At 60.6% G+C, this 18,214-nt stretch carries 19 protein-coding genes; 3 read left to right on the forward strand and 16 right to left on the reverse strand.

Annotated features, from left to right (window positions below):
* Positions 1 to 57: 57 nt before the first annotated feature.
* From ACTJJW_RS09035 to ACTJJW_RS09045, 3 genes are read right to left on the reverse strand one after another with little or no spacing between them, the layout of a single operon-like run.
* Positions 58 to 1,026 carry an ArsA family ATPase gene (locus tag ACTJJW_RS09035; protein ID WP_462643951.1) on the reverse strand — a complete coding sequence of 323 codons (969 nt, stop codon included), beginning with the start codon at positions 1,024 to 1,026 and terminating at the stop codon, positions 58 to 60.
* Positions 1,017 to 1,310 carry a cory-CC-star protein gene (locus tag ACTJJW_RS09040; protein WP_462643953.1) on the reverse strand — a complete coding sequence of 98 codons (294 nt, stop codon included), beginning with the start codon at positions 1,308 to 1,310 and terminating at the stop codon, positions 1,017 to 1,019. Before ACTJJW_RS09040 ends, ACTJJW_RS09035 begins: the two co-directional genes overlap by 10 nt.
* Before the next feature lie 4 nt (positions 1,311 to 1,314).
* Positions 1,315 to 3,042: a carbon starvation CstA family protein gene (locus tag ACTJJW_RS09045; protein ID WP_462643955.1), complete on the reverse strand. Its 1,728-nt coding sequence runs from the start codon at positions 3,040 to 3,042 to the stop codon at positions 1,315 to 1,317.
* Between the two features lie 318 nt (positions 3,043 to 3,360).
* On the opposite strand from ACTJJW_RS09045, the gene ACTJJW_RS09050 reads away from it, so the two are divergent.
* From ACTJJW_RS09050 to ACTJJW_RS09060, 3 genes are read left to right on the forward strand one after another with little or no spacing between them, the layout of a single operon-like run.
* Positions 3,361 to 3,570, forward strand: a complete 210-nt coding sequence (locus ACTJJW_RS09050; RefSeq protein ID WP_462643957.1) for a type II toxin-antitoxin system VapB family antitoxin — start codon at positions 3,361 to 3,363, stop codon at positions 3,568 to 3,570.
* Positions 3,570 to 3,974: a PIN domain-containing protein gene (locus tag ACTJJW_RS09055; RefSeq protein ID WP_462643959.1), complete on the forward strand. Its 405-nt coding sequence runs from the start codon at positions 3,570 to 3,572 to the stop codon at positions 3,972 to 3,974. Before ACTJJW_RS09050 ends, ACTJJW_RS09055 begins: the two co-directional genes overlap by 1 nt.
* A 33-nt stretch (positions 3,975 to 4,007) precedes the next feature.
* Positions 4,008 to 4,193, forward strand: a complete 186-nt coding sequence (locus tag ACTJJW_RS09060; protein ID WP_462643961.1) for a hypothetical protein — start codon at positions 4,008 to 4,010, stop codon at positions 4,191 to 4,193.
* Between the two features lie 75 nt (positions 4,194 to 4,268).
* On the opposite strand, the gene ACTJJW_RS09065 is transcribed toward ACTJJW_RS09060, so the two are convergent.
* The 13 genes from ACTJJW_RS09065 to dnaK all read right to left on the reverse strand — a co-directional run bounded on the left by ACTJJW_RS09065 (position 4,269) and on the right by dnaK (position 17,973).
* Positions 4,269 to 5,594, reverse strand: coding sequence for an aminotransferase class III-fold pyridoxal phosphate-dependent enzyme (locus ACTJJW_RS09065; RefSeq protein ID WP_462644271.1), 1,326 nt, complete (start codon positions 5,592 to 5,594; stop codon positions 4,269 to 4,271).
* 115 nt (positions 5,595 to 5,709) lie between these two features.
* A complete protein-coding gene (locus ACTJJW_RS09070) occupies positions 5,710 to 6,861 on the reverse strand; it encodes an ABC transporter substrate-binding protein (protein ID WP_462643962.1) in 1,152 nt (383 codons plus the stop codon).
* 83 nt (positions 6,862 to 6,944) lie between these two features.
* Positions 6,945 to 7,796, reverse strand: a complete 852-nt coding sequence (locus tag ACTJJW_RS09075; RefSeq protein ID WP_462643964.1) for an ABC transporter permease — start codon at positions 7,794 to 7,796, stop codon at positions 6,945 to 6,947.
* A 26-nt stretch (positions 7,797 to 7,822) separates the two neighbouring features.
* A complete protein-coding gene (locus ACTJJW_RS09080; protein ID WP_462643966.1) occupies positions 7,823 to 8,719 on the reverse strand; it encodes an ABC transporter ATP-binding protein in 897 nt (298 codons plus the stop codon).
* Entirely contained in the window at positions 8,716 to 9,597 is an 882-nt protein-coding gene (locus ACTJJW_RS09085) for an ABC transporter permease (RefSeq protein WP_462643968.1), read from the reverse strand. The genes ACTJJW_RS09080 and ACTJJW_RS09085 overlap by 4 nt, the downstream gene beginning before the upstream one ends.
* A 4-nt stretch (positions 9,598 to 9,601) precedes the next feature.
* The gene (locus ACTJJW_RS09090; RefSeq protein WP_462643969.1) at positions 9,602 to 10,618 is read right to left on the reverse strand and encodes a TIGR03842 family LLM class F420-dependent oxidoreductase; all 1,017 of its coding nucleotides are present in this window, start codon (positions 10,616 to 10,618) and stop codon (positions 9,602 to 9,604) included.
* A gap of 47 nt (positions 10,619 to 10,665) precedes the next feature.
* On the reverse strand, positions 10,666 to 12,129 hold the full coding sequence (gene hydA / locus ACTJJW_RS09095) for a dihydropyrimidinase (protein WP_462643971.1): 1,464 nt from the start codon (positions 12,127 to 12,129) through the stop codon (positions 10,666 to 10,668).
* Between the two features lie 66 nt (positions 12,130 to 12,195).
* Entirely contained in the window at positions 12,196 to 13,044 is an 849-nt protein-coding gene (locus ACTJJW_RS09100; protein ID WP_462643972.1) for a nitrilase-related carbon-nitrogen hydrolase, read from the reverse strand.
* Positions 13,045 to 13,190: 146 nt separating this feature from the next.
* Entirely contained in the window at positions 13,191 to 13,976 is a 786-nt protein-coding gene (locus ACTJJW_RS09105) for a YqjF family protein (protein ID WP_462643974.1), read from the reverse strand.
* 30 nt (positions 13,977 to 14,006) lie between these two features.
* Positions 14,007 to 14,441, reverse strand: coding sequence for a heat shock protein transcriptional repressor HspR (locus ACTJJW_RS09110; RefSeq protein WP_462643976.1), 435 nt, complete (start codon positions 14,439 to 14,441; stop codon positions 14,007 to 14,009).
* Positions 14,442 to 14,446: 5 nt separating this feature from the next.
* The gene (locus ACTJJW_RS09115; protein ID WP_462643977.1) at positions 14,447 to 15,430 is read right to left on the reverse strand and encodes a DnaJ C-terminal domain-containing protein; all 984 of its coding nucleotides are present in this window, start codon (positions 15,428 to 15,430) and stop codon (positions 14,447 to 14,449) included.
* Between the two features lie 17 nt (positions 15,431 to 15,447).
* Positions 15,448 to 16,101, reverse strand: a complete 654-nt coding sequence (locus ACTJJW_RS09120; RefSeq protein ID WP_462643979.1) for a nucleotide exchange factor GrpE — start codon at positions 16,099 to 16,101, stop codon at positions 15,448 to 15,450.
* Positions 16,102 to 17,973, reverse strand: coding sequence for a molecular chaperone DnaK (gene dnaK / locus ACTJJW_RS09125; protein ID WP_462643981.1), 1,872 nt, complete (start codon positions 17,971 to 17,973; stop codon positions 16,102 to 16,104).
* Between the last annotated feature and the right edge of the window lie 241 nt (positions 17,974 to 18,214).

An 18,214-nucleotide genomic window follows, 5' to 3' on the forward strand; every position in this document is an offset into this window, starting at 1 on the left:
CGCCGTGACACGGCAGCCGCCCCGCGCGGGGGATGCACCGTGACGTGGGCTGCGGCGTCATGTCGCTGTGATCAGCGCCGCAAGCTCCTCCAGCGCATCTTCTCCGGTCATGTCACGAACCAGCAGCGGCAGTTCGGTCATCGGAACTGTATCGAGATGCTCGCGGAGCACTTGCAGACAGGCATCTTCGCGTTTCCTGCGTTCAGCCAGGAAGGCGCCGGCGTCAGCAGGGGAGCGGCGATTGACAACAAGGGATGCGACATTGACGCCCAAACCGTGCAATTGGGCGACGATGTCCAGGGATTCGGCAACCGGCATTTTTTCGGCCAGGGTCACGACCACGAAGCCGGTGGTCGTGCTCTCGGTGATCGTCTTCTTCATGCGGGCGAACCGGTCACGACGGGCGATCAAGGTGCGCCTCAGCTCCGAGTCGGCTGCAGCCTCCGGGTCTTCACCGCCGACAATTCCTCGGGCTGCCGCGGCGAATCGGTCCGATCTGGAGCGGCTGGCGAGCAGCGATTCTGTCCACCCCGTCAACTTCTCCGGCAGGCTGAGCAAGTGCAGCGTGTGGCCCGATGGCGCAGTGTCGAACAGGACGAGGTCATATGCGTCGAGACCATGGTCGATGAGTTCGGCGATCCGTTCGAGCACGGCCGACTCGTGGCTGCCCGGCGCGGTCTTCGCCAGCTCGAGGTGCGCCTTCGCCGAACGGTGCAGCTGCTCGGGCAGGAGCTTCATCATCGTGGCGCTGACCGCCGTGAAATGCCGCTCGATGGTGGCGTGGGGGTCGATCTCAACGGCATCCACATATCCATTGGATGCGGTGTAAACCCGTGCGGCAGTATCCGACAAGGCCATATCCCAGATATGCCCGAGGTTGTGTGCCGGATCCGTGGAAACGAGCAGCACCCGTCCACCGTTCCGCGCACAGGCAAGGGCCAAAGCCGATGCCACGGAGGTTTTACCCACTCCGCCCTTGCCTCCGACGAAAAGCACTTTCCGTTCGCCAGCGAGTGTCAGCAGCATCCGATATGGTCCAATGGTGAGCGGGGGATTCCAATGCGGCGATGCCACGCGTGGAAGTCCTCCCAGAGGGCGGGCATTAATTCGGCGGTGTAATACGCGGCCGGATCGGGCACGCCGAGGGCCTCACCGAGGACAGCAATCATGAACAGGTCCTCTTCGTCCTGCTGTTCCCGTTTGAACATTTGACGGTACGGCCCCACGTAGACCTCGAGCATGCCCTCCCGGAACGCCGACCAGCGCCGGAAGAACTTCTCCCGGCGCAGGTCAGTAGGCGATGATTCCATTTAGTTAGACATGTTCCTTGATGCCGGTGGGTTCCGCGTCAGCATCCTCGGCTTCCGGAACCATGTTCCTGGCTTTGCGCATGGCGCTGATCGCTTCGACTGCGACCCACACGCTGGCCACGATGATGATCACGTCGAGCGAGAAGAGCACCCAGTCCGGGTCGCTGGGATTCGTGAAACTGCCCAGCTGCACGAGCGCTGCCCAGAATGCCATGGAGAAAATGATCGCGAGCGGAATCAACGCGGTGATGGGGTTGCGCCCCTTGCGGATCAGGATGACCGCAATGATCGACAGGCTCAACGATGCCATCAGCTGGTTAGTGGTTCCAAACAACGGCCAGATGCGGAGACCGCCCTCGCCTCCGAGTCCCTGTGAGAACGTCAGGCCGAGGCCGAGTGCCACGACGATGAGGGTCGCCGGGATATTGCCGATCTTGAACTTGAAGACCTCTCCGGCTTCCTGGACCACAAAGCGCAGCAGCCGCATTCCGGTGTCCATCGTGGTTGCGGCAAATAGCACGGCCATCGTCGCCAACAGCGTTGCACTCAGTGACGCTGGCAGGCCGATCCCGTTCTGCATCAGATTCGCGCCGCCTTGGACAAAAGCATTGACCCCGGCTGAGCCAAATGAGCTATAGATTTCGTTCCATTCGGCAACCGACTTGAATCCACCGATGACGGCAAGGATCGTTCCTAGGGAGAGCAGTCCCTCACCGATAGCACCGAAGTACCCGACGAAACGAGCATCCGTTTCCTTGTCGAGTTGCTTCGAGGTGGTGCCGGAGGCCACCATGCCGTGGAATCCTGAGATGGCGCCACACGCAATAGTCACGAATAGCAGGGGAATCATGCTTGGCGTGCCCTCGGGAACGTTCATGTTGATTACTGGGGCGACGATATCTGGTGGTGTTGCGGAGAACAGCGTGGCCAGCAGGACAGATCCGAAGAGCAGGATCAAGCCGACGAAAAGCTGCACACCATTGATGTAGTCACGTGGCTGAAGCAGGACCCATACCGGCAGCAGCGAAGCGATCGCTCCATAAGCGAACAGGGCGACAATCCAGAATGTAGCCGGGGACATGCCCAGTGTTGATTCGGGGAGCACCACCGGCATCTTGTCCCCAACCAAGATGAGCGCATAGAGGGCTACGACGCCGACTACGGTAACGGGCACCAAGTGCCAGCGAAGCCGGTACATAGCCACACCCACCAGAAGGGCAACCACAATTGCGCCCCACACGGGGATGACCGCGCCCGGTGTGCTGATCAGGAGGTTCTTGATGACGACGGCGAATGCCGCGATCACCATGAGCAGGACAAGGAAAATCACGACCAGGAAGAGGTTGGCCCCGCGCTTACCGATGTACCGGGCGGACAGGGCACCGATGGAGCGTCCCTTATTGCGCGTCGAGGCCCACAGCGTTCCCAAATCGTGCATCCCGGCGAAGAATACGGTGCCGAGGGTGACCCAGAGCAGTGCTGGAAGCCAGCCCCAGATCACGGCAATCGCAGGACCAACGATGGGGGCAGCACCGGCAACGGAGGTGAAATGGTGGCCCCACAGAATGAACTTGTTCGTGGGCACGTAGTCCACGCCGTCCTTGAGCTCGTGCGCCGGGGTCACGAAAGCGTCGTTGAGTTTGTAGACCCTGCGCGCGAGGTACTTCGAGTAGACAAAGTAGCCCGCGGCCATGACGCCCAGGCCAATGATCATGAGAATCAGGGAACCCATAAAGTTCTCCCCCTCCTTGTTGAGCCGCGCGAGTGAACCGGCACGACGTTGTGCTGGTGACCAAAGTGACGCCAGTTCTAATATCTAATACTACGCATCAGGTCTTGTAAAGAATGGCTTCATTGCCCTTCGATTCGGAGATGGTGCTGATGGTTCGTGTCGTGCGTTGGTGATGCTGTTCGGGCTAGTTGCCGCCCTCCAAGAGACTCGCCCGCGAAGCCGACGAGCGCGAATAGCCTCGAACGGCTAGCCCCACACCGATCTTCACACGCAGGCCTCCTTGTTATATACTTGGATATATAAGGAAGGGAGCACCCCATGGCCGTCACATCAATTGACATCAATCCAGAGGAATTACTTACTGCTAAGGAGCTAACTGGCTCAAGCAGTAACCGCGAAACCGTCGATCTGGCTCTCCGCACATTGATCGCCCTTCGCCGTCAGCCTGCCGCCGTGGAACGCATCATCGGCCGCAGGTTCGCCGCCGACCAGATAGACGCTCCCACGACACCTCCAGATGTCGACTAGTGGCAACCTATTTAGTCGATAACAGCATCTGGCAGAAGGCGAACAGGAGTGAGCAGATTGCCACACACCTCCGGGCCCTCTCCCCGCAACACCTCATTATGACGTGCCCACCGCAGGTTTTGGAGTACTGTCATTCAGCGCGAACCGCAGCGGAGTATGCCGACCTCCGCGAAGATATGGACCAACTGCTGCCCGCACTGACACATCCCGCTGCGAGCCAAGCGCTGGATATCCAGCAGGCGCTCTGGAATCACGGCCTGATCCGTGCCGCTGGGGCCTTCGACTGTTTGATCGCCGCTTATGCCATCGTCAATGACGCCATCATCCTGAACAGCGACCGTGACTTCGGCTATATATCAGGTGCCACCGATGGAGCCGTCCGCCAAGAGTTCGTGCCGGAATGAAATCCGTCGCGGGCACCTGCTCATAGGTGACAGATGGATGCCGCCCTCCAGGAGGGTGACGTCGACCGGGCTGAAGTCTGCACCGGTGGTGTCGACTCCGTCGGCCTCGAGCTCCTCGAGAGCTTTCTTGATCCAGTCGCGACTGTCGTAATCCTCGCGTCGTTCATCCCGGTATGGGTCTCGCAACGACTTGCCCGCGGAGCTGACGAACGCGAATAACCGAGGGCCTCAGCGTCGGCGCGCGACGTGCGCGCGAGAAACAGGCGGCCAGCTTCCACTATCGAACCGCAAGCATCACCCCAGTTCGGCCGTAAGCACATCGTCGTAGATCGCCATCGCTTCAGCAACCTCATCACCGGTGACCACGCACGGCGGTACGACGTGGATGCGGTTCTCCGACACGAATGGCAACAGCCCGCCAGTGACGAGCGAGGCTCTGATGCGCGCCATCGTCGCGGCGAGTACGGGCTCGCGCGTCTGCCGGTCGGTGACGAGTTCCATGGCCCAGAAGACGCCACGACCGCGCACTTCGCCGATCGCGGAGTGACGCTCGGCCAGCGCACGTAACCCGGGGCCGATGTGGTTCTCACTAATGTCGCGAGCGTGCTCGAGGATGCCCTCGTCAGCGATCGTGTCGAGCGACGCAACCACTGTCGCAGCGGCGAGCGGATGCCCGGAATAGGTCAGCCCGCCGGGGAACGGCCGGTCATTAAAGAACGCCGCAATGGGGTCGTCGATGATGACGCCGCCCACGGGCACATAGCCAGAGTTCACGCCCTTCGCGAAGGTGATGAGATCGGGCCGCACGTCGAACGCATCAAAGGCGAACCATTCGCCCGCTCGTCCGAATCCGCTCATGACCTCATCAAGAATCAGCAGGATGCCGTGCTGATCACACAGTGCGCGCACCCCCGCGAGGTAGCCGGACGGTGGCACGAGGATGCCCGGAGTTCCCGGAATCGGTTCGAGCAGAACGGCTGCAATCGACTGCGCGCCCTCCGCTTCGATCACCCGACGCAGGTGCTGCAGCGCCCGCTCGCTCTCCTCTTCGGGAGTCGTCGCCCAAAACTCTGAGCGGTACAGGTAGGGCCCAAAGAAGTGAACGTGTCCGCGAGCGTATTCGTTGGGGATGCGCCGCGGGTCACCGGTTGCGACAATGCTGCTGCCGGTGTTGCCGTGGTACGAGCGGTACGCCGACAGAATTTTGTCGCGACCCGTGTAGAGCCGCGCCATCCGCATCGCGTTCTCGTTTGCGTCGGAACCACCATTCGTGAAGAACACCCGGTTAAACCCATCGGGGGCAATAGCGGCCAGCCGTTTCGCTGCCTCGCCACGGGTGGTGTTGGCTGTCGGCGGCGAGATCGTCGCCAGCAACTCTGACTGCGTGCGGATCGCCGCGAGCATCGCTGGGTGCTGGTGCCCGACGTTCATGTTTACGTGCTGGCTTGAGAAGTCGAGATACTGCTTGCCAGCGTGATCCCAGACGCGAGTGCCAAGGCCGCTCGCAATGCTGAGGGCGGAAGCGTGTGCTGGCGTCTGCGCCGACCACGAGTGAAAGACATGTGCCTGATCGAGTTCGCGCGCGTAGGCGTCAAGATCGTTGGCGTTCTGCTCGGTCATGGCATGGGTGTCCTTCACTCCGGAGATAGTGCTGATGGTACTTGTCGTGCCCAACGAATGGATGCCGCCCTCACGATTGCGAAAGCGGCATCCGGTTATCGGTTAGTCAGTTCGACTAGTTGCCGCCCTCCAGGAGGGTGACGTCGACCGGGCTGAAGTCTGCACCGGTGGTGTCGACTCCGTCGGCCTCGAGCTCCTCGAGAGCTTTCTTGATCCAGTCGTTCGACCATGCACTTGCCGGCGGTGCTTCAGTGATGGGGCTCGCGCCCGTTTCGTTCACGGCGCTGATCGCACCGTCAACGGTGCGCTGCCAGGATGTTTCATCGATTACGCCGATGCCGTTCGGTGCCGGCCAGATGAGGTTGTTGGTCTCGTTGACCATCCAGAGCTCGTGGCTTGGTCCCCATCCGGAACCTGCACCGATCGTGATGTCTGCAGCATCTTCGGGGTTCTCAGCGGAGTAGATCCAACCCCTGACGACGGCCTTGAGGAACTTGACCGTAGTTTCTTGGTAGGCCTCATCGCTGTCGAGGCGTTCGCTGTCAGCCCAGATCGCGTCCTGCAGCATGCCACCAACGGTGTCTTCATAGCTGATGACGTTGAAATCCTCAGGCTGGTAAAGCTCACCAGTCTCGGGGTCGGTCGACTCAAGAAGCTGAGCGTATTCGTTGTAGGTCATCGCCTGAGCAGCATCGATGTCACCCTGCAGGAACGCGTTCATGTTGAAGTCCTGCGTGATGATCTGCACTGTCGACGAGTCGAGGCCCTCTGCTGCCATCGCCGCAAAGATCTCCCACTCGTTTCCGAAGCCCCACGAGCCGATCTTCTTGCCTTCGAAGTCGGCAATTGAGTCGATGCCTGAGTCGGCCCATGACACCTGCAAAGTTCCTGACTTTTGGAAGATCTGGGCGATGTTGGTGAGGTTGGCACCCTGCTCGATCGAGCCGAGCACCTTAGGAACCCACGCGACTGCGTAGTCGACGTCGCCGTTGGCGAGCGCATCCTGCGGAACAATGTCGCCACCAGAGGGGATGATCTCAACGTCTAGACCTTCGTCCTCAAAGTAGCCCTGATCGGCTGCGGCAAAGTAGCCGGCGAACTGGCCCTGTGGCAGCCATTGGAGTTGGAGCTTCACTTCGGTGAGGTCGTCAGCGGAACCGGACGAACCGCTGTCTCCCCCATCTGTTGGTGAGCAAGCGGCAAGGAGGAACGCTGCCGAGACGGCAAACGCTCCAGCCGCGAGTGCGCGGCGTTTGGTGAACTTCATTTCAGACCTTCCAGATTCACGGTGCAAGTGGATACTGCTGGTAGAGCTGGTGGTGCCCTTTCTCCTTTCTGAACAGGGCGTAGTTATCGGGAGCCCCCGGTCGGGACACGACGCAGCGCAAGTCTCTCGAGTGCGAGCGTCGCAAGGTAGAAGAGCAGGCCGAGAGCGATGGATGCCGCGACGTATGCCCATGCTCGGGCGTACGCACTTGAGGCGGCAGAGGTAGCGATGAGGCTGCCGAGGCCGCCTCGCGGGCCGCCGAAGTATTCGGCGACGAGTGCTGAGATGACGGCGAGTGACGAAGCGATTCGGATGCCTGTGAGAATAAAGGGGCGTGCCGTCGGGAGCGTGAGCGAACGCAACATTTGTGTGGAGTTGGCCGCATACGCCTTCATGAGGTCACGGTGCACCGGCCTTGTCTGCCGGAACCCCCGCAATGTGTTGAGGAAAACGGGAACGAACGAGGCGATGGCGGCAATCGCTTGGCGCCCGAATTGGCTGTCAGCGCCAAACATCGAGTTGAGTACGGGCGCGAGCGCGACAATCGGTACGACAGCGAGTGCCGCGATGATTGGCGCGCTCATCTGGTCGGCGATTCGCCACCGAGCGGCGATCGCGGAGAGCACGATCCCGAGCACCGAGCCGACGAGAAGGCCAAGTAGGGCGTTTGTTCCGGTGAGCACTGTCGCCGAGACGACCGCCGGCCAGAACTCGACGAGTTCGCCGACAATCGAGGCCGGGCTTGGCAGCAGATAGTCGGAAACCCCTCCCACTGTCACGAGAAGCTGCCACACGCCAAGCACAATCAAACCCAGGGTGATCGGCGCCGCGATACGAAGCGTCGATTCGGTTCGCGGGCTCCAGCCCTGCTTTCGGCTCGTACCCGCTCCGCCTCGGGGAGGCATTATCGCGTTCGCTGATGTGCTGGTGCTCATCGAGTCTCTGTTCATCGAGTCTCTGCTCATCGAGAATCGACTCCTCGGGCGGATCGCGCTTCGAGTCCTGGCTGAGCTGCAGCCCCACCGTGCAGCGCTTCGCGCACCTCGGTGACCATCTCAAAGAAGGCTCCATCTTCACGCAATTCGTCGGTGCGATCCTCGCGACCGGCGGCGGCACCAAGGCGCATGGGCACTATCTGACTGATGCGCCCCGGTCGCGGCGACATGACGACGACACGGTCGGAGAGGAACACTGCCTCGGGAATGGAGTGCGTCACGAAGACCACTGCTGCCCCGGTATCAGCCGCGATGCGCACGAGATCGGTTTGCATTTTCTCGCGGGTCATCTCGTCGAGTGCCCCGAACGGTTCATCCATTAGCAATAGCCGCGGTTCTTCGGCGAGTGACCGGGCGATCGCAACACGCTGCTGCATGCCGCCAGAAAGCTGATCGGGAAAGCGATCGGCAAACTCGTTGAGCCCGACCATGTCGAGCAACTCGGCGACACGAGACCGACGAGCAGCGGATGCCACACCATGAAGTTCGAGCGGCAGGGCAACGTTCGCGGAAACCGTGCGCCACGGCAGGAGTCCGGCCTGCTGGAAGGCGATGCCATAATCCTGGTCAAGGCGGGCCTGCGTTGCTGTCTTGCCGAACACGGTGAGCTCGCCAGCACTGGGCGTATCGAGGTCGGCGATGAGTCTCATTAGTGTCGACTTTCCACAGCCCGACGGGCCGATGAGCGAGACGAACTCGTCGTCGGCGACCGTGAGGTTGATCGCCTCAAGCGCGTTCACGATGCCGGATGCGGTTTCGAAGTGTTTGTCGACACCGCGCACCTCGACGGCTGCAGCACCCGCGGGGGCTATGGCATCCGTCTGGTCGTTCTGAATTGCTGAGTTGGGGATGTGATCGCTCATGCGGTCTCCTCGGTTCGTCGGTAGTCCTTGAGAATCACACTGAGCAGCGCGACCGAACCGGCCGCCACTAGCCCGAGCACGATGGCGCCGAATATCGGACCCCATGCTTTCGCTGGGTCGCCGGAAGCCTGCCCGGCGAATTGGATGAGAAGGCGACCGATGCCGCCTTGAAGCCCTGTCGAGACTTCGGCGACAACCGCACCGATGACCGCGTTCGCGGCCCCGAGTCGGAGCGCCGGCAAGAGGTACGGCACTGCTGCGGGAAAGCGAAGTCGTGTGAGCGTCGGCCAGTAGCCCGAAGCGTAGGTCTCGAATAGCTCGACGTGGATGCGGTCGGGAGACTGCAGCCCTTTGAGAGCGCCAACCGTGATGGGGAAGAACGCCAGGTAGCTCGCAATGAGCGCGACCGACATCCAGTCCTGCCACTCGAAGCTGCCGATCTCCACACGCGAGCCCCAGCTTTTTACGACGGGGGCGAACGCGATCAGGGGCACGGTCTGGCTGATGACGATCCACGGCAGCAGGCCAAACTCGGCTAGCCGCCACCGCTGCATCAGGAGCGCAAAACCGACGCCCACGACGACACCGACCAGCCAGCCTGCCCCAGCAATTCCCAGCGTCGTTACTGCGGCGAGCGCAACGACCGCCCAGAGTGGCAACGCATCGTCTGCCCGCGTGACGGGTTCGGTAAGACGCACCATCATGTCCCAGAGATGGGGCATTGCGAGATCTGTCGTGCGCGGAAGCACACGAAGCTCGCCGATGGAGAGGCCGTCGGCCGGTCCGAAGAACTTGTACCCCTCCCACAGCAGAGCGATCAGCAGTACGCCAGCGAGACCCCAAACGAAGCCGCCAACGAGACGGGGTCGCGCCGTCATCGGCTCACGCCTTCGCCGTGACGTGCTCGGCGAAAGCAGGGATCACGGTCTCGCCATAGACACGCAAAGTCTCTTCCTTGTTGTCGTGCTGGAGGTAGCCAGCGAACTGGTCGACCCCAAGTTCTCGCAGCTTCTCCAGCTTCTCGATGTGCTGCTCGGCGGTGCCCATGAGGCAGAAGCGGTCGACGATCTCGTCAGGCACGAATGCGGCGTGCGTGTTGCCCGCCTGACCATGCTGGTTGTAGTCGTAGCCTTCGCGCTCCTTGATGTAATCGGTGAGTGCGGCAGGCACAGAACCATCTGACCCGTACTTCTTGACGATGTCGGCCACGTGGTTGCCGACCATTCCGCCAAACCACCGGCACTGGTCGCGCATGTGCTCCCAGTCATCACCGATGTACATGGGTGCTGCAACGCAGAACTTCACCGACATGGGGTCTCGTCCGGCAGCCTCGGCCGCGTCACGTACCTTCTTGATCATCCACTCGGCGATGTCGAGATCAGCGAGCTGCAGAATGAAACCGTCTCCGACTTCACCGGCGAGTTTGAGCGCAAGCGGGCCATAAGCGGCAACCCATACCTCGAGTTCAGAACCCTTGCTCCACGGCAATTGCAGCTGTGCCCCGCCATATTCGACGGAACGAGAGTTCGCGAGTTCGCGGATGACGTGGATCGACTCCCGCAAATCCTTGAGCGTTGTCGGCTTGCCGTTAGTCACTCGCACCGCCGAGTCGCCGCGTCCGATACCGCAGACGGTGCGGTTGCCGTACATCTCGTTCAGGGTCGCGTAGGTGGCTGCCGTGACCGTCCAGTCGCGGGTCGCCGGGTTCGTGACCATCGGCCCAATCGTGATCTTGCGTGTCTCGGCCAAAATCTGGCTGTAGATGACGTAGGGCTCCTGCCACAGGATGTGCGAATCGAACGTCCACACGTGACTGAAGCCGTGGGCTTCGGCAAGCTTGGCAAGTTGCACCGTGCGTGATGCTGGCGGGTTGGTCTGTAGTACTGCTCCGAAGTCCATGGGGCTCCTCGTTCGTGGTGGAAGATTGGGCGACGCGACGCGATCGTTTAGGTCAGGTACTGAGTGAGGCCGCGCTTCATGTAGCGGCCATCGCCCTTCGAACCGAGGTATTCATCGCCGTCGACGATGACCTTGCCGCGGGAGATGACGGTGTCGACGTGCCCGTCAATCTCGAAACCTTCCCAGGCAGCGTGATCCATGTTCATGTGGTGCTTCTTGCCGGTGGGGTTACCGTTCTCGTCTATCGGCATCCCGATCGAGGTGTGCCCCCGGGGGTCGTAGACGACGATGTCGGCGTCGGCTCCGGGCTGAATTACGCCTTTTCTGCCGTAGATGCCGAACATTCGTGCCGGCGTCGTGCTCGTGAGTTCGACCCAACGTTCGAGGGTGATCTCACCGGTGACGACGCCCTGATACATGAGGTCCATGCGGTGCTCGACCGTGCCGATTCCGTTCGGAATCTTGCGGAAGTCAGCCAGGCCCAACTCTTTCTGGTCCTTCATGCAGAAGGGGCAGTGATCGGTCGAGACCATTTGCACATCGTTGGTGCGCAGTGACTGCCACATCGCTTGCTGATGGCCCTCTTCACGCGACCGCAGCGGCGTTGAGCACACCCATTTCGCGCCCTCAAAGTGACCGTACTCTTCGCTCCTCGCACCGAGCTGTTCTTCGAGGCTCAAGTAGAGATACTGCGGGCAGGTTTCGGCAAAGACGTTCTGGCCGCGGTCGCGAGCGCCGGCGATCTGTTCGACCGCCTGCTTCGCACTCACGTGCACCACATAGAGCGGGGCGCCGGTGAGCTTCGCGAGCATGATCGCCCGGTGGGTCGCTTCCTCTTCCATCTCCCACGCACGCGCTACGCCGTGATAGTACGGATCGGTTTTACCCTGCTCTACAAGCTGCTCGGCGAGCACATCAATGACCGGACCGTTTTCCGCGTGCATCATCGTGAGCATGCCTGAGTCGCGAGACACCTGCATCGCTTTCAGAATCTGCGCGTCATCCGAGTAGAAAACGCCCGGGTACGCCATGAACATCTTGAAGCTCGTGATGCCCTCGTCAGGCAATCGCTCCATCGCTTTCAGCGACTCGGGCGTGACATCTCCGACGATCTGGTGAAAGCCGTAGTCGATCGCGCAGTTTCCCGAAGCCTTGCCATGCCAGGTGGCGAGGGAATCTTCGATCCGGGTGCCGTAGGTCTGCACTGCGAAGTCGATGATCGAAGTTGTGCCGCCCCACGCCGCAGCGCGAGTGCCCGTCTCGAACGTATCGATTGCTGCGGTGCCGCCGAAGGGCAGCTCCATGTGAGTGTGCGCGTCAATGCCGCCAGGAATGACGTACTTTCCGGTGGCGTCAATGACGTGATCAACGGATGCCGCGATATCCGTTCCGAACAGGGTGCTGCCGGGTGACAGCACCGCCTTGATTACTTCGCCGTCGATGAGAACGTCAGCTGGGGCTCGCCCCGTTGAGCTGACTACCGTACCGCCGGAAATGAGAGTGGTGGCCATGATTCGCTCCTCTGCTTGTCGTGTGCCTGCTGTTCCCCGGGCGCAAAGACAACCCGGGGGCTGTCGTTATGGCTGGGGAATCGAGGTGTAGGAGTCCGGACGACGGTCACGGTAAAACTGCCAGTCGTCGCGCATCTGGCGAATCATGTCCATGTCGAGATCGCGGATCATGATCTCTTCGTCGGTGCCCGATCCACGCTCGCCGACAAAGTTGCCTCGCGGGTCGATGACCTGGCTGGTGCCGTAGAAGTCGACGGCCATGTCGCCGTACTCGTTGTCTTCGCGACCAACCCGGTTGGGCTGAAGCACGAAGTAGCCGTTGGCCACGGCAGCAGCCGGTCCTTCAACCTCCCACAGGCGGTTGGAGAGTCCGGGCTTGGTGGCGTTGGGGTTGAAGACCATCTGGGCACCGTTGAGGCCGAGCTCGCGCCATCCCTCAGGGAAGTGGCGGTCGTAACAGATGTACACACCGACCGGGCCGACCGCGGTGTCGAAGATGGGGTAGCCCTTGTTGCCGGGGCGGAAGTAGAACTTCTCCCAGAACTTGTCGAGGTTCGGGATGTGGTGCTTGCGGTACGAGCCCAGGTTGGTGCCATCCGAGTCAACAACGACTGCGGTGTTGTAGTACACACCTGGCATGTCTTCTTCATAGATCGGCAGAATCATGACCAGGTCGAGTTCTTTGGCCAGTGCCTGAAAGCGCGTGACGATCGGGCCATCAACGGGTTCTGCGTAGGCGTAATACTTCTTGTCTTCGGTAATTCCGAAGTATGGACCGTAAAACAGCTCTTGGAAGCAGATTATTTGAGCGCCCTGTTCCTTCGCGTCGCGGGCGAACTGCTCGTGCTTCTGGATCATCGACTCTTTATCGCCTGTCCAGGTTGTCTGAGTAATAGCTGCGCGGACCGTCGTCATGGTGCCTCCTGCGTTGTTCGGCATCGTTGCCTGCTGTGGTTACTCATCATGTCCCTGTCGGGGCAAAGAGGCAATGCTCATTTGTGCTGATGAGACCACGTTGAGCGCCCTATACCATGCATTCAGGGGTCAGGAAACCAGAGCCGTTACGATGAACGAGCAGGAATCCAGATCGTGCGCGCGCGGGGCTGGCGAACACGAATCGGCTGCTGCGGCGCAGCAAATACCGTCGTCACATCGCTCGCATACAGAACCGAGTCCGGGGCGCGATCAGCGAGACCGTCGAATCCCGCAGCAGCGAGAAGCCCGTCGTCGAGATGTACGAGCTCAGCGGGCTGCAACGGCCACGGTTCGTGGTGGTTGCGACAGTAGATGGTGCGTCCACGGTGAGTTTCGTGAAACGCCCACCGCGCAGTCAGGAACGTCGCCAGAGGGTCAGCCGCGAGCGCAACACTTGCCACCGGATCGTCGATCGGTCGCACGATGATGTGGGATGCGGCATCCGGTTGACCGTGCCGCTTTGTTTTGTAGGCCACTTGGCCGTCGCGCTGCCCGATCTTCATCGATGCCCACCGGTAGGGCAGGCCGAAGGCGGCTTGCGCTGCGAGCGCCGGGATCAGGCGCGACGCTTCAAGCGAGAGAAACACGACTCCCCGGCGGCCCTGCTCGTCGATCGAATAGAGCCGCACGTTGACTTCGGGAAAGTCACCGAGCAACGGAATGCGGGGCCCACCAAAGAACGAACTGCAGGACATCTGAAATGCGATCAGCCCCACCCACGTGCTGCCGTCGATCGTGTCGGGGCGACAGCCTACCGGCATGAAAGGTTCAACAATGCTGGGGTCGACCTGCCAGTGCAGAAACGTGACTTCGCTCCAACGCTGCCGCAGAATTGCGGGGCTTCCGAGTGGGGGTGCTTCTGACGACATCATCGCGACACATACATCATGAGGACACGTGCATCAGCGCGGCAGTTGGTTGTCGCGCCGGGTGAAGGGGCGCCACAGCACTACTTGGTCGGTGCGTTCGCCTCTGGTGCCCGCTCTGAGCGAGATCACTTCACCGGCGGCTCCTGCGGCAAACACTCGTCGTCCGGGTTTGGCGAGCAGTTCATCCGCTAGCGCTGCTTCGAGTTCGTGCACTCTCGAACTCAGTTCACTCACCCGATTTTCGAGATCGAGGATGCGCTTGACGCCCTCAAGGTTGAGACCTTCAGCGCTCAGGGCACCAATCTCGCGCAACTGCATCACGTCGCGCATGCAGTAACGCCGCGACCGACCGCTGGTTCTCGTGGGTGACACGAGACCCAGACGGTCGTACTGTCGCAGCGTCTGTGGATGCATGCCTGCCAGCTCTGCCGCGACGGCAATAGCAAAGGCGGGCGTGGACTCATCCATGGTTCTTAGCTCCTGGCTCTGGCAATCAGGTCATCCCGCGGGTTTTCTGCGGGCATTGCTTTCGCAAAGGCTTCGAGGTGTTCGAGTGCGGCCTCCGGGATGCGGTTAGGCACCGCCACTTGCACTTCGGCAAGCAGGTCTCCGGTTACTTTTGTCGTGGCCACCCCGCGGCCCTTTACTCGCAATACTCGTCCGCTTGGCGTTCCCGGCGCAACCTTGAGTTTCACCGGGGCACCGCTCAGGGTGGGAACCTCGATGGTGGCGCCGAGCACAGCTTCCGCAAACGTCACAGGAACAACAACCCGCAGGTTGTTGCCCTCGCGTTCGAATACCGGATGTTTGCGAACCGACACGGTCAGCACCAGATCGCCTGGTTCCCCACCGTTCGGGCTCGGCTCGCCCTTTGCTTTGAGGCGGATCTTCTGCCCGTCGCTGACTCCCGCAGGAATCTTGACGTTCATGGGACGACCGCCTGAAGGCTGGAGCTTGATCGTTTCTCCGTTAATTGCTGTGACGAAATCGAGCGTGGTGTTTGCCGCCAGATCGCGACCCTTCGCAGGGCCACCACGGAATCCAGCAGGTCCGCCGGCAGGGCCACCGAACATGCCACCGAGGAGGTCCTCGAAGCTTGCACTCGACTGGCCGCCACCGTATCGCTGGCCGCCACCGCCACCGCCACCACCGGCGCCGAACATGCCGCCGAAGACATCCTCGAAGCCGCCGGATTGGCCGCCCGCTTGAAAGCGAGCGCCCGAACCCATGGCGCGAACCTGATCGTATTCCCTGCGCTGTTCAGGATCAGAAAGCACAGAATGTGCTTCGCTGATTTCTTTGAAGCGGGACTCTGCTTTCGGATCTCCCGGATTGGAGTCCGGATGAAACTGTCGCGCGAGTTTGCGATAGGTCTTCTTCAGGTCGGCCTCTGAGACATCTTTCGACACCCCGAGCACCTTATAGAAGTTCTTATCGAACCAATCTTGGCTAGCCACTACACGCCACCCCCGACTTACTCAGTAGGGCCGGAGACAGCAACCTTCGCGGCACGAACTACGCGCTCACCAAGAATGTAGCCAGGCTCGATCACATCAGCGATCGTGTTTTCGGTTGCCTCCGAGTCGCTCAAGTGAACAACAGCTTCGTGAAAGGCGGGATCGAACAGTTCGCCCTTCTCACCAATTCTGCGCAAACCGAAGCGCTCGAAGCTGGAGTTGATCTTCTGTGCGACCAACGCCAAGGGACTGCCGTCGATGATGTCGCCATGCTTGTCTGCACGATCGAGGTCGTCAAGTGCAGGCAGCATTGACCGAATAACGTCGGCGATAACAGCCTCACGGTTGGCAACCCGATCACGCTCAACGCGAGTGCGGAAGTTCACCAGCTCGGCCTGAGCACGCAACATTTGGTCACGCATGTCCGACACGAGGTCACGGCTTGCGTCGTCGAGCAGTCGCTGATCTTCTGCACTCAGCTCGTTTTCACCCGTCTCGCCATCACGTGCTTCGGCGTCGGCATCCGCTACGGGCTCGTCGGACTGTTCGTCGGGCTGCTCGTCATCAATGGACGCCTCGACAGTCTCGTCAGCAGCATCCGCACTCTCTGCGGGCTGCCCCTCTTTGGGCTCGTCGTGGTCTTTGTTCTTTTTCTTGTTTTTGTCAGACATCTACTTCTTGTCCGTGTCAGTTTCGTCGTCGTCGTCGTCAACCACTTCAGCGTCTACGATGTCCTCGTCAGAGTTCTCGTCGGCGGGAGCTTCGGCACCTTCTGCAGGCTCCGGGTTTTCTTCCTGGTGCTTGTAGATTGCTTCACCGAGCTTCTGCTGGCTCTCGGTCAGCGTGTCGAAGGCGGTCTTTACGGCCTCTTCGTCATCGCTAGCCAGTGCCGTGTTGAGTGCGTCAACGTCGGCCTGAACCTCAGTCTTGACGTCTTCTGGCAGCTTCTCAGCGTTGTCGGTGATGAGCTTTCCTGTGGAGTAGGCAAGCTGCTCGGCGTTGTTGCGAACCTCTGCAGCTTCGCGACGTGCCTTGTCTTCTGAAGCGTGCTCTTCACCTTCGCGAACCATGCGCTCGATGTCTTCCTTCGACAGGCTTGAACCACCCGTGATGGTCATCGACTGCTCCTTGCCAGTGCCCTTGTCCTTGGCAGACACGTGCACGATGCCGTTGGCGTCGATGTCGAAGGTGACTTCAACCTGCGGGATTCCGCGAGGTGCCGGCGCGATGCCGGTGAGCTCGAAGATTCCGAGGTTCTTGTTGTCGCGCGTGAACTCACGCTCACCCTGGAAGACCTGGATCGATACGGAGGGCTGGTTGTCATCCGCGGTGGTGAAGGTTTCGCTTCGCTTGGTGGGGATGGCGGTGTTGCGGTCGATGAGCTTGGTCATCATTCCGCCCTTGGTCTCGATTCCGAGGCTCAAAGGGGTGACGTCAATGAGCAGAACGTCCTTGCGCTCGCCCTTGAGTACACCAGCCTGAAGCGCGGCACCGACGGCAACAACCTCATCCGGGTTCACACCCTTGTTTGGCTCCTTGCCACCGGTGAGCTTCTTGACGAGTTCAACAACAGCAGGCATACGAGTGGATCCACCAACGAGCACTACGTGCGCTACGTCGGCAAGCTTGACGCCTGCCTCTTTGATGACGTCGTTGAATGGCTTTGATACCCGTGCGAGCAGGTCGGCGGTGAGTTCTTCGAACTTGGCGCGTGAGAGCGTCTCGTCGAGGTTGGCTGGGCCATTCTCGGTGAGCGAAAGGTATGGAAGCTGGATGCTCGCGGATGTCTGCGAGGAGAGTTCTTTCTTGGCCTGCTCGGCAGCTTCCTTGAGGCGCTGCTTTGCGATCTTGTCGCCAGAAACGTCAACACCGGTGGAGTCTTTGAAGCGCTGGATCAGGTAGTCGACGACGCGGGCATCCCAGTCGTCACCACCGAGGCGGTTGTCACCCGAGGTGGACTTGACCTGGATGGTGGAGAAGTCGTCGTCTTTGCCCACTTCGAGCAGCGAGACGTCGAAGGTTCCGCCACCGAGGTCGAACACGAGAATGAGTTCGTCTTCTTTACCCTTGTCGAGGCCGTAGGCGAGTGCGGCAGCGGTGGGCTCGTTGATGATGCGCAGAACGTTGAGGCCCGCGATCTCACCGGCTTCCTTCGTTGCCTGACGCTCAGCGTCGTTGAAGTATGCGGGAACGGTGATTACTGCGTCGGTGACGTCTTCACCCAGGTACTGTTCGGCGTCGCGCTTGAGCTTGGCAAGCGTGCGGGCCGAGATTTCCTGCGGGGTGTACTTCTTGTCGTCGATCTCCACCTTCCAGTCGGTGCCGATGTGGCGCTTGACGGATGCGATGGTGCGGTCAACGTTGGTGACGGCTTGGCGCTTTGCGGTTTCACCAACGAGGACTTCGCCATCCTTGGTGAATGCGACGACGGATGGCGTAGTGCGCATTCCTTCGGCGTTTGCGATGACGGTGGGTTCTCCACCTTCGAGTACGGCCACTACTGAGTTGGTGGTTCCGAGGTCAATTCCTACTGCTCGAGCCATGTGCTCTTACTCCTTTAAGCGTTTGGGTATGCGAACTTGAGTCGCTTGGTATCAAGTTTCTACTTCCGTGGGGCAAGAGTCAAGCTGCGTAGCTGAAAGTTGAGTGTGTATGGCTCAAGTGTCAATGTTCAGGGTGGCATCTGTGGCCGAACTGGAGCGTTCAATTATTACGAAAACGTGCAACCCGCGCCGCTTTACGATTTCGTAATACAATGATAGCTTTACGAAAACGTAGTAATTT

The organism is Rhodoglobus galactosidasius (genome assembly GCF_054957775.1).